Source organism: Streptomyces sp. NPDC002580, assembly GCF_042889485.1.
Classification (GTDB): domain Bacteria; phylum Actinomycetota; class Actinomycetes; order Streptomycetales; family Streptomycetaceae; genus Streptomyces.
Genome location: NZ_JBIAQZ010000008.1, coordinates 293,883 through 305,479 on the forward strand (window position 1 = coordinate 293,883; position 11,597 = coordinate 305,479).

The 11,597-nt window shown below is 72.3% G+C and carries 9 protein-coding genes; 7 read left to right on the plus strand and 2 right to left on the minus strand.

From position 1 onward, the window contains the following. The first annotated feature begins 181 nt into the window (after nt 1–181). The 3 genes from ACFYW7_RS25125 to ACFYW7_RS25135 all read left to right on the plus strand — a co-directional run bounded on the left by ACFYW7_RS25125 (nt 182) and on the right by ACFYW7_RS25135 (nt 3,321). The gene (locus tag ACFYW7_RS25125; protein WP_389506457.1) at nt 182–1,207 is read left to right on the plus strand and encodes a FecCD family ABC transporter permease; all 1,026 of its coding nucleotides are present in this window, start codon (nt 182–184) and stop codon (nt 1,205–1,207) included. Nucleotides 1,208–1,307: 100 nt separating this feature from the next. Further along, nucleotides 1,308–2,327, plus strand: coding sequence for a FecCD family ABC transporter permease (locus ACFYW7_RS25130; RefSeq protein ID WP_389506459.1), 1,020 nt, complete (start codon nt 1,308–1,310; stop codon nt 2,325–2,327). 112 nt (nt 2,328–2,439) lie between these two features. After that, the gene (locus ACFYW7_RS25135) at nt 2,440–3,321 is read left to right on the plus strand and encodes an ABC transporter ATP-binding protein (protein WP_389506058.1); all 882 of its coding nucleotides are present in this window, start codon (nt 2,440–2,442) and stop codon (nt 3,319–3,321) included. A gap of 88 nt (nt 3,322–3,409) precedes the next feature. Here the strand turns inward: ACFYW7_RS25135 and argB are convergent, their stop codons facing one another. Both argB and ACFYW7_RS25145 read right to left on the minus strand, forming a co-directional pair. Next, nucleotides 3,410–4,276: an acetylglutamate kinase gene (gene argB, locus ACFYW7_RS25140; protein WP_389506060.1), complete on the minus strand. Its 867-nt coding sequence runs from the start codon at nt 4,274–4,276 to the stop codon at nt 3,410–3,412. Continuing rightward, on the minus strand, nt 4,273–5,220 hold the full coding sequence (locus ACFYW7_RS25145) for a methionyl-tRNA formyltransferase (RefSeq protein WP_389506062.1): 948 nt from the start codon (nt 5,218–5,220) through the stop codon (nt 4,273–4,275). The genes argB and ACFYW7_RS25145 overlap by 4 nt, the downstream gene beginning before the upstream one ends. Before the next feature lie 83 nt (nt 5,221–5,303). On the opposite strand from ACFYW7_RS25145, the gene ACFYW7_RS25150 reads away from it, so the two are divergent. From ACFYW7_RS25150 to ACFYW7_RS25165, 4 genes are all read left to right on the plus strand, one after another. Then, complete coding sequence (locus ACFYW7_RS25150) at nt 5,304–6,650, plus strand: lysine N(6)-hydroxylase/L-ornithine N(5)-oxygenase family protein (RefSeq protein WP_389506064.1); 1,347 nt, start codon at nt 5,304–5,306, stop codon at nt 6,648–6,650. Nucleotides 6,651–6,814: 164 nt separating this feature from the next. Then, nucleotides 6,815–8,509: an ABC transporter ATP-binding protein gene (locus ACFYW7_RS25155; RefSeq protein WP_389506066.1), complete on the plus strand. Its 1,695-nt coding sequence runs from the start codon at nt 6,815–6,817 to the stop codon at nt 8,507–8,509. Beyond that, the gene (locus tag ACFYW7_RS25160) at nt 8,506–10,344 is read left to right on the plus strand and encodes an ABC transporter ATP-binding protein (protein WP_389506068.1); all 1,839 of its coding nucleotides are present in this window, start codon (nt 8,506–8,508) and stop codon (nt 10,342–10,344) included. The genes ACFYW7_RS25155 and ACFYW7_RS25160 overlap by 4 nt, the downstream gene beginning before the upstream one ends. Nucleotides 10,345–10,354: 10 nt before the next feature. Further along, complete coding sequence (locus tag ACFYW7_RS25165) at nt 10,355–11,416, plus strand: iron-siderophore ABC transporter substrate-binding protein (protein ID WP_389506070.1); 1,062 nt, start codon at nt 10,355–10,357, stop codon at nt 11,414–11,416. Nucleotides 11,417–11,597 lie beyond the last annotated feature (181 nt).

Consider the following 11,597-nt stretch of genomic DNA (forward strand, 5'->3'; position numbering starts at 1 on the left):
GATACCGGACACAGGTGACCGTGCCTCCCGAATGCGCGGAACCGGCTCAGCCGGAGGACCGCGGCCATACTAAGGTAAGGATTACCTAACCAAAAGGCCCTGTTCTCGGCGGCGTCCCCCAGTCGCCCACTACGATTAAGGCCTGCCTTACCCAAGGGAGTTGGCCGTTGGAGACCGCAAGATGACCGGGGGCAAGCACATCCGCCCACTCTTTCTCGTGGCGTCGCTCAGCGCCGTCCTGGCCGGGCTCTGCCTGCTGTCCGTAGCCGTCGGCGCGGCCGGAATTCCCCTGGACGCGGTGGTCCGGGCGCTGTTCGGGCATCCGCCGAGCCGGCTCGTCGACAACATCGTCTGGACGGCACGCGTCCCCCGCACCACGCTGGGGCTCACCGCCGGAGCGGCCCTGGGACTGGCCGGTGCCCTCATGCAGGCCCTCACCCGCAATCCGCTCGCCGACCCCGGTGTGCTCGGGGTCAGCGCCGGGGCCTCCTTCGCCATCGTCGTGGCCGTCGGCGCCTTCGGGCTCGGATCGTTCTACGGATACGTCTGGTTCGCCTTCGCCGGCGCCTTCGCGGCGAGCGTGCTCGTCTACTTCCTCGGCAGGCTGGGCCGTTCCGGCCTGACCCCGGTGAAACTGGCGCTCGCCGGCGTCGCCGTGACCTCGATGCTGTCCTCCCTGACCAGTGCCATCGCGCTCACCGACCCGGACGCGCTCGACCGCTACCGCTTCTGGTCCGCGGGCTCCATGGCCGACCAGGACGGTGCCACCGTCCTGCGGATCCTGCCCTTCCTCGCGGTGGGCGCGGTGCTGGCACTGGCCTGCGCCCCGGCCCTCAACAGCCTGGCCCTGGGCGACGACGTGGCGGCCTCGCTCGGACGCCGGCTCGGGCTGGTCCGGCTCCAGGGGGTCACCGCGATCACCCTGCTGACCGGTGCGGCCGTCTCGGTCATCGGCCCCGTCGTCTTCATCGGCCTGGTCGTCCCGCACATCGCCCGGGTCCTCGCCCGCGCGGCGGGGATCGGCCCGGACCAGCGGTGGCTGCTTCCGCTGTCGGGCGTGCTCGCCCCCTGCCTGCTGCTGGCCGCCGACATCGTCGGACGGGTCGTGGCCCGGCCCACCGAGGTCCAGGCGGGTGTCGTCGTCGCCTTCATCGGGGGACCCTTCTTCATCGCCCTGGTCCGCCGCCAACGCCTGGCCGAGGTGTAACGTGCCCGAACCCGTCTCCGTCCTGCCCACCACGAACCCGCCTGCCGACCGGGGCGGTTCGGCCCCGCCACCGCTCCCGTCCTCCTTCCGCGCCTACCGTCTGGCCGTCCCGCCGGTCTCGGGAATCCTGCGGCCCCGGCTGGTCGCCCTGTGCTCCGTGCTGGGTGCCGGCACCTTCCTGCTGTTCTGCTGGGGCCTGACGATCGGCGACTATCCGATCGCCTTCGCGGACGTCGTACGCGCCCTGGGCGCCTCCGGCGACCCCGGTACCGTCCTGGTGGTCCAGGACCTGCGGCTGCCGCGCGCCCTCGTCGGCCTGCTGGCCGGCCTCGCGTTCGGCGCCTCCGGCGCGCTGTTCCAGACCATGACCCGCAATCCCCTGGCCAGCCCCGACATGATCGGCCTCACCCAAGGGGCGGGCACCGCGGTGGTGGCGGGCATCGTGCTCGGGTGGGACGGGGGCCTGGGAACCCAGACCCTGGGACTGCTCGGCGCGCTGGCCACGGCCCTGCTCGTCCACCTTCTCGCGTGGCGGCACGGCACCACCGGCTACCGGATCATCCTGGTCGGGATCGGGATCTCCTGGATGTGCGCGAGCGCCACCGACTACCTGATGGCCAAGGGCGGACGGTTCGAGGCACAGGCCGCCCTCGGCTGGCTGGTCGGCAACCTCAACGGCCGCACCTGGGACGAGACCCGTCCCCTCGCCGTCGCGCTGGCGTTCCTGGCACCGGCGGCACTCCTGCTCGGCCGGCTGCTGCGCACCCTCCAGCTCGGCGACGACGTCGCCACCGGCCTCGGCACCCGGGTCCAGCTCGTCCGGCTCTCCGTCCTGCTCACCGGAGTCGGGCTGATCGCCTTCGCCACGGCGGCCGCCGGACCCGTCGCCTTCGTCGCGCTCGCCGCCCCACAGATCGCCCAGCGCCTGGCCCGCACCGCCTGGCCGCCCACCGTCGCCTCGGCGCTCACCGGGGCCCTGGTGGTCCTGGGCAGCGACCTCATCGCCCGCACGCTCCTCTCCGACACGGAACTCCCGGTCGGCATCGTCACCGGCGTCCTCGGCGCGCCGATCCTGCTCTGGCTGCTCGTCCGCGCCAACCGCGCGGGTTCAGGAGGTTGATTGCATGTCGGCTGAGCCCTTGTCGACGACATCCCTGCCGGCCGGTTCCGACCCGGCTGGTTCCGGCCCACCTGATTCCCCTCCGACCGGCTCCTTTCCGGCCGACTCGCTTGTGGCCGACCCGCTTCCGGCCCACTCGCTCCCGGCCGACCGTCCCGGTCCGGGCGCGGGGCCGGATCTGCGGGCGAGCGGCCTTCGGCTGGCCTACGACAGCCGACTGGTGGTGGACGGCCTCGACCTCGTCGTCCCGCCGGGCCGGATCACCGCGATCGTCGGCGCCAACGCCTGCGGCAAGTCCACCCTGCTCCGCGCCCTGGCACGGCTGATGGCACCCCGCGCGGGCACGGTCCGGCTGGACGGCCGCGCACTGCACTCCATGCCCTCCAGGGAACTCGCCCAGCGCCTCGGCATCCTGCCGCAGTCTCCCGTCGCACCCGAGGGACTCACCGTCGTCGACCTGGTCAACCGCGGCCGCTCACCGCACCAGACCTGGTGGCGGCAGTGGTCGCGGGCGGACGAGCAGGCCGTACGGCAGGCGCTGGCCGCCACCGGCATGACCGACCTCGCGGACCGGCCCGTCGACGAACTCTCCGGCGGCCAGCGCCAGCGCGCCTGGATCGCCATGGCGGTCGCCCAGGGCACCGAGGTCCTGCTGCTCGACGAACCGACCACCTATCTGGACCTGGCCCACCAGATCGACGTGCTCGACCTGATCACCGATCTCAACCGACGGGAGCACCGGACCGTCGTGATGGTGCTCCACGACCTGAACCAGGCATGCCGGTACGCCGACCACGTCGTCGCCATGAAGTCCGGACGGATCGCGGCCGAGGGCACCCCGGCCGAGGTCATCACCGTCAAGACCGTCGAGGACGTCTTCGACCTGAACTGCCGGATCACCACGGACCCGGTCAGCGGCACCCCGCTGGTGATTCCGATGGGCCGACACCACGGAGCGCCCTCGCTGGAGACCGCGGCACGGGCCGCCGACTGAGAGCGCCGCGACCATCCCTCCCCCACAGGCGCGCGGTCGCACGGGGCACCTCGTGCGACCGTGGCCGTGCCGGTCCGCCGCGGGGCGGCTACGCCCTGGTGTCCGGCAGGACGGTCGTGCCGGTTCCGCCGTCCCCCGACAGGCCGGCGAGGAGGGCGTGCGGCACGCGGCCGTCGAGGATCCGGGCCTCCTCCACTCCGGCGCGGACGGCCCGCAGGCACGCTTCCGTCTTGGGCACCATCCCGCCGCCGAGCCGGGGCAGCAGCGACTCCAGGTCCCGCGCGGCGATCCGGTCGACCACCCGGTCACCGGCCGGCCAGTCGGCGTACAGTCCGGGCACGTCGGTGAGGACGACCAGCGCGTACGCGCCGAGCGCGGCGGCCACCGCCCCGGCGGCGGTGTCCGCGTTGACGTTGTAGACCTGGCCGTCCTCGCCCCGGCCCACGGAGGAGACCACCGGAATGTGACGATGCTCCAGCAGGATGCCCAGGACCGCCGTGTTCACCCGGACGACGTCGCCGACCAGCCCGATGTCCACACGCTCACCGGCCACTTCGGCGAAGCGTTTGACGGCGGTGAGCGTGCGCGCGTCCTCGCCGCTGAGCCCGACGGCCAAGGCGCCGTCCTCGTTGAGCAGTCCGACGAGTTCCTTCTGGACCTTGCCGGAGAGCACCATGCGCACGACGTCCATGGTCTCGGGCGTGGTGACCCGAAGTCCGTTCAGGAAGGCGGACTCGAGGCCGAGCCGGTCCAGATGGGCGCCGATCTGCGGGCCGCCCCCGTGCACCACGACCACGTCGACCCCGCCCTGCCGCAGGGCGAGGACGTCTCTCGCGAAGGCCCGCCGGAGCGGCTCGTCGGTCATGGCGTGTCCGCCGTACTTGACGACGACCGTACGGCCACGCAGTCGCTCCGGTGACACGGCCCGGTCGGCGAGCCCCGGCAGGCCGCTCACGGACGGGCGGTGAGGTAGCCGCCCATGGTCCGGAAGTAGTCGGTGGCCGCGTGTTCGGCGCCGTCCTCGGTGCGCACCCGCCGGACCAGCAGCCCGGGCAGCCGGCCGTTCCTGGCCTGCGCCCCGGCGACGACGACGATCCCGTCGCCCTCGCGGATGAAGATCCGCCCCGGGGTACCGCCGTAGCAGCCCCGCGACACCCCGGCCTCGACGATACGGAGCCGTTCACCTCGGTGGTGCGTGAAGGCGTTGGGGTACGGGTCGGACTGGGCGCGGACGAGACGCTGAAGGTCCTCGGCAGGCCAGGTCCAGTCGATCCGGCTGTCCTCCGGGGACCGCTTGTGGAAGAAACTGGCCCGGCTGCGGTCCTGCGGTGTCCAGCGGGCCCGACCGGACGCGATCAGGTCGAGGGACTCGGTCACCACGGGCGTGATCAGGTCGACGGTGCGGTGGAAGAGGTCGGTGACCGTGTCGGTCGCGCCGACCGGGACCGCCCGCTGCAACAGGATGTCGCCCGCGTCGAGTTCGGCGTTCATCCGGTGCGCGGTCACGCCGACTTCGCGCTCCCCGTTGATCAGCGCCCAGATGAGGGGCGAGAAGCCCGCGTAGGCCGGCAGCAGGGAGTCGTGGATGTTGAGCGTGCCGTGCGCGGGGAGGTCGAAGACCTCGGGCGGCAGAACAGTGCGCCAGTTGTTGGCGACGATGATGTCGGGGGCCGAGTCCCGCAGCGCGGCCAGGAGTTCGGGGTCGTCGGGCCGGTTGCGCAGCAGCACCGGGACGCCGTGCTTCTCGGCGAGGTCGGCCACGGAGTCGTCCCAGATCTTCTCGTAGGCGTGATCGCTCTTGGGGTGGGTGACCGCCAGGACCACCTCGTGGTCGGACTCCAGGAGCGCCTGGAGCGTGCGATGGCCCCAGGTCTGGTAGCCGAACATGACGACCCGCATAGTCGATCCTCTCTTCGAGCACCATTGCAAGGTAAGGCTAACCTTATTTACCATCAGGGGCGCCCAAGGGAAGGGAAGTTGCGGTGAACGCACTGCACGACGAACCTGACGCCATTCATGACGTGCTCGGGATCGGTTTCGGGCCGTCAAATCTCGCACTGGCCATCGCCATCGAGGAGCACAACGCCCGAGCCTCGGCCGAGGACCGGATCCGCGCGGAGTTCCTGGAGCGACAGCCCTCCTTCGGCTGGCACCGCGGCATGCTGATCGACGACGCGACGATGCAGGTCTCGTTCCTCAAGGACCTGGTCACGATGCGCAACCCGACCAGCGACTTCACCTTCCTCTGCTTCCTGCGGGAGCGCGGCAGGCTGGTGGACTTCCTCAACGCGAAGACGCTCTTCCCCCTGCGGATCGAGTTCCACGCGTACTTCGAGTGGGCCGCGGCCCGGCTCTCGCACCTCGTGGGCTACGACTCCGAGGTCGTCTCGGTCGAGCCGGTGACCCGGGAGGACGGGGAGGTCCGCTGGTTCGACGTGACCAGCCGGGTTCCCGGCCACCCGGAACGCACGACCACCCGGCGGGCCCGCAACATCTCGGTGGCCGTCGGCCTGGAACCCCACCTGCCTCCGGACACCGCCCTGTCGGACCGGGTCTGGCACAACAGCGAACTCGTGCCGCGGGTGGCCGAGTTGACCGGGGCGGGTGCCCCGGTCGGCCGCATCCTGGTCCTCGGCGCGGGTCAGAGCGGGGCGGAGGCGGTCGACTACCTGCACCGGTCCTTCCCCGAGGCGGAGATCTGCGCGGTCTTCGCCAAGTACGGCTACACCCCGGCCGACGACAGCCCCTTCGCCAACCGGATCTTCGACCCGGAGGCGGTGGACGTCTACTTCCGGTCCTCCCCGGAGGTGAAACAGTCCCTGGTCGACTACCACCGCGGCACCAACTACTCGGTGGTCGACATGGACCTGATCGAGGCGCTGTACGCGACCATGTACCGCGAGAAGGTGCTGGGCAAGGAGCGTCTCCGGCTGCGCAACGTCTCCCGCATCCGGGACGTGTCGGCGCTCGACGACCGGCTGGACGTCACGGTCGAGTATCTCCCCACCGGGGAACGGGAGATCATCTCCTCCGACCTCCTCGTCCACGCGACCGGCTACCGCCCCAGGGACCTCGACACGCTGCTGGGCCGGGCCTCGAAGCTCTGCCTGCGGGACGACAAGGACGCGGTGCTCGTCGGCCGTGACCACCGGGTGGAGTTCTCGCCCGAGGTGACGGCCGGCGTCTACGTCCAGGGAGCGACCGAGCACACGCACGGCCTCACCTCCACCCTGCTGTCCACCACCGCCGTACGGTCCGGCGAGATCCTCGACTCCCTGCTCACCCGGCGCGCGGGCGACATGGCCGCGCGGACCGCCGCACCCGCGTGAACTCCCGTTAGATGAACGGCAGTTCGCATCGGACAGGACGACACGACGCCTTGTGGCGTCCTGTCCCGCGCGAGGGCGGAACCGTTCGTGTCCGCACGGCGTGCGGGGCTCGAACTTAAGGTAGCCTCACCTAAGTTTTCGTCGTCCTTTCCCGGAGGGGTCGGATGAGTGCTGCACATCCGTCGGGACGTGGCGTCCTGAGGGAATCGGTCACGGGACAGCGCGGGCGCGTGGCGCTCAGCGCGCTCCTCGGCTCCGGGCACCAGATCGGCGAAGCCCTGGTCCCCGCCCTCATCGGCGTCGTCATAGACCGCGCCGTCACCAAGTCGGACACGGGTGCCCTCGTGCTGTGGCTCGCGGTACTGGCCGCGGTCTACGTGGGACTGGCCCTGAGCTTCCGGATCGGCGCCTGGTCCGGTGAACTGGCCGCCGTCCGGGCCGAACACGGCCTGCGCGTCACCCTCGTACGGCGGGTCCTCGACCCCCGGGGAGGCACGGAGCGGGACAGGCTCCCCGGCGCGCTGGCCAGCATCGCGACCGAGGACGCCAAGCGGGTGGGCGCCGTCAACCTGGCACTCCCCCTCGGCTTCGCGGCCCTGGTGGGCATCACCACCTGCGCGGTCGTGCTGCTGCGCACCTCGGTCACCCTCGGTCTGGTCGTCCTGCTGGGCACTCCCGTCCTCCTGTGGCTGGGACACCTGCTGAGCAAGCCGCTGGAGACCCGCAGCGAGGCCGAGCAGGAACGGGCCGCCCACGCCTCGGCGATCGCGGCGGACCTGGTGACCGGACTGCGGATCCTCAAGGGCATCGGCGGCGAGTCGACGGCGATCGACCGCTACCGCGCCACCAGCCGCGACTCGCTGCGCGCCACCCTGCGCGCCGCCCGCGCGCAGGCCTTCCAGAGCGGCATGGTCCTGGCGCTGACCGGTTGTCTGATCGCAGCCGTCGCGCTGGTCGGCGGCCGGCTCGCCGCCCAGGGGACCATCAGCCTGGGCCAGTTGGTGTCGGCGGTCGGTCTCGCCCTCTTCCTGGTCGGCCCGCTGGAGGTGCTCGCCTGGGTCAACGCCGAGCTCGCCCAGGGCCGCGCCTCGGCCGCCCGGATCGCGGAGGTGCTGGCCACCGCGCCCGCCGTCACCGCGGGCGGCGCTTCGCTTCCGCAGCCGGTGCGCGGCGCCGTACGGCTGAACGGTCTCACCCACGGCGGGCTGCGCGGGCTCGACCTGGACATCGCCCCCGGCGAACTGCTCGGGGTGGTCGTTACCGACCCGGCGCACGCCACCGATCTGCTGATCTGTCTGGGCCGGCAGACCGACCCCGACGCGGGATCGGTGGAGCTGGACGGGGTGTCCCTGCGCGATCTGGACCCGGCCGGGATCAGGGCGGTGGTGCTGGTGGCCGAGCACGACGCGGACCTCTTCGAGGGCACCGTCCGCGGCAACGTCACGGCCGCCGCCCCCGAGTCCACCGAGCCGGAACCCGCGATGACGGCGGCCGGTGTGACCCAGGTGTCCGAGACCCTGCCCGACGGCGAACACACCGCCGTCGGCGAGCGGGGCCGCTCGCTCTCCGGCGGCCAGCGCCAACGGGTCGCCCTCGCCCGCGCGCTCGCCGCCGACCGGCCCGTCCTGGTGCTCCACGATCCGACCACCGCGGTCGACACGGTGACCGAGGCCCGTATCGCCGCCGGGATCCGCGAGATCCGCAAGGGCCGCACCACGGTCCTCGTGACGACCAGCCCCGCGCTGCTCTCGGTCACCGACCGGGTCGTCCTCCTCCACGGCGGCCAGGTCACGGACACCGGCCCGCACGCCGAACTGGTGGGCCGCGAGGAGATCTACCGCTCGGCGGTCCTGGCATGAACGACACCCCGGCGGACCGGAACGAGGACACGGTGACCACCCGCGAACTCCTGCCCACCGCGACCCCGGTCCGCACGCGGGCCGCCCTGCGCGAACTGCTCCGGCCCTACCGGCGCACCGCGGTCGCCGCCCTCGCGACGATGATCGCCGCCACCGCGGTGGGACTGCTCGTCCAGCCGCTGCTCGGGTACATGGTGGACGTGGTCGCCGACCACGGGCCGCCGGGCGACCTGACCCTCCCCGTCGTCCTCCTGGTGGTCGTGGCCCTGGTCCAGGGCGGCACCACCGCGCTCGGCCTGTCCCTCGTCTCCGAACTGGGCGAGAGCGTCCTCGCCCGACTGCGCGAGCGGTTCGTGGACCGGGCCCTGCGGCTCCCCCTGGAACAGGTCGAGAAGGCGGGCACCGGAGACCTCACGGCCCGCGTCACCCGCGACGTCGCCAGGGTCGGCGAGGCCGTCCGCTCCGCCCTGCCGGAACTGGTCCGCTCCGCGCTGGCCATCGTGCTCACCCTCGCGGCGATGACCGCGCTGGACTGGCGATTCCTCCTGGCCGCCCTCGTCGCCGTGCCCGTCCAGGCGCACACCGCCCGCTGGTACACGCGCAACGCCGTGCCGCTGTACGCCCGCGAGCGGATCGCCACCGGTGTCCAGCACCAGCAGTTGCTGGACACCATCGCCGGCGCCGGCACCGTGCGCGCGTACCGGCTGGAGGAACCACACACCGAGCGGGTCACCGAACGCTCCTCGTCGGCGGCCGGCCTGATCATGCGCGGCGTCGAACTGGTGCTGCGGTTCTACAACCGGCTGCACGTCGCGGAGTACGCGGGTCTCGCCGCCGTCCTGGTCACCGGGTTCCTCCTGGTACGCGCCGGATCGGTGTCCATCGGCACCGCGACGGCCGCGGCCCTCTACTTCCACAGCCTGTTCACGCCGGTCAACTCCGCACTGGTGCTCCTCGACGACGCCCAGACGGCCACCGCCGCGCTCAACCGGCTGGTCGGTGTTGCCGACGGCCCCGGCTCCGGGACCGAGGAGGCGACCCCGGCACCGACACCGCTCGCCGCGGGCGCCGGACCGGGCACGGTCACGGTGACCGGAGTCCACCACGCCTACGAGCCCGGACGGCCCGTCCTGCGGGACGTCCACCTCACCCTGCGCCCGGGAGAACGGGTCGCCCTGGTGGGCCCGAGCGGCGCGGGGAAGACGACGCTCGCCAAGCTCATCGCCGGCGTGCACCGCCCGACGTCCGGCTCGATCCGGCTGACCGACGGGTCCGGCGGATCCGACGGCGATGTGCCGGTCGCCCTGGTCACGCAGGAGACGCACGTCTTCGCCGGGCCGCTCGCCGAGGACCTGCGGCTGGCACGGGCCGCCGCGACCGACGCGGAACTGCGCGCCGCCCTGGCCACGGTCGACGCGCTCGACTGGGTCGAGGCGCTCCCCGAGGGCCTCGGCACGGTCGTCGGCGACGACGGCCACCGGCTGAACCCCGCCCAGGTCCAGCAACTCGCGCTGGCCCGGCTGGTGCTGGCCGATCCGCCGGTCGCCGTGCTCGACGAGGCCACGGCCGAGGCCGGCAGCACCGGCGCCCGGCTCCTGGAGCAGGCCGCCGCCCGGGCGGTCGAGGGCCGCACGGCGCTCGTCGTCGCCCACCGCCTCACCCAGGCCGCCGCCGCGGACCGGATCGTCGTCATGGAGGACGGCCGGATCGTCGAGAGCGGCGGGCACGACGAGCTGTGCGCCGCGGACGGGACCTACGCGTCGCTCTGGCAGGCCTGGTCCGGCACCCGCGCGACCCCCGATCACCCCCGTACACCACCACCGCTCCGACCGTGAAGGACCACTGATGCTCGGCTCCTCGAAAGGCACCCGGCCCGCTGCGGCGCTCGCCTGCGTCCTCATGCTCCTCGTCACCGTCGCGGCCTGCGGCTCGTCGGACAAGTCGGAGGCCGGTACCGACAAGCCCGCCGCCTCGACGGACAAGGCCTTCCCCGTCACCATCGCGCACAAATACGGCAGCACCACCGTCAAGTCCGAGCCGCAGCGCATCGTCACGGTCGGCCTGACCGACCAGGACTCGGTGCTCGCCCTGGGCAAGGTGCCCGTCGGCACCACCGAGTGGCTCGGCGGATACAAGGGTGCCGTCGGCCCCTGGGCCGCGGACAAGCTGGGGGGTGCCGCGGTCCCGACCGTGCTGAAGGACACCGGCACCGGCCCGCAGACCGAGAAGATCGCGGCGCTGCGCCCCGATCTGATCCTCGCGGTCTACGGCGGCCTCACCAAGGCCCAGTACACGACCCTGTCCAAGTTCGCCCCGGTCGTCGCCCAGCCGAAGGAGTACAACGACTTCGGTGTCCCGTGGCAGAAGCAGACCGAGATCATCGGCAAGGCGCTCGGCCAGGAGGCGAAGGCCACGTCGGTGGTGAGCGGCGTCGAGGCCGACTTCAAGGCGGCCTCGGCGAAGAACCCGGCGTTCGCCGAAGCCGAGGCCGTCATGGCCACCCCGTACGAGGGCATCTTCGTCTTCGGCAGCCAGGACCCCCGCTCGCGCGTCCTCACCGACCTCGGCTTCGCCCTGCCGGCCGATCTGGACAAGGTCATCGGCGACGAGTTCGGCGCCAACATCAGCAAGGAGCGCACCGACCTGCTGGACACCGACGCGATCGTGTGGATCGCCGGGGACCCGGCCAAGGACGAGGCCCAACTGCACAAGGATGCCCTGTACGGCGACCTGAAGGTGGCCCGGCAGCAGCGTGAGGTCTACATCGAGGAGACCGCCGACTACGGCAACTCGGTCTCCTTCGTGACGGTGCTCAGCCTGCCCTACATGCTCGACCGGCTGGTCCCCCAGCTGGCCGCGGCGGTCGACGGGGACCCCGCGACGAAGGTGCCCGCTCCGGCGGCATGACACCCTCGGACCGGTCGGCCGGACCGGTCCGGGGCACGGGCACCCGTACCCTCGGACCGGCTCGCGCCCCGGGCGGCGGACCCCGTACGGCGTCGGGCCGGACGGCTGAGATCTGGATCACCGGAGCCGAGAGGTCAAGGTCACAGGCTTCGCCTCTGCTGTCGCTGCAGAACTCTGACCT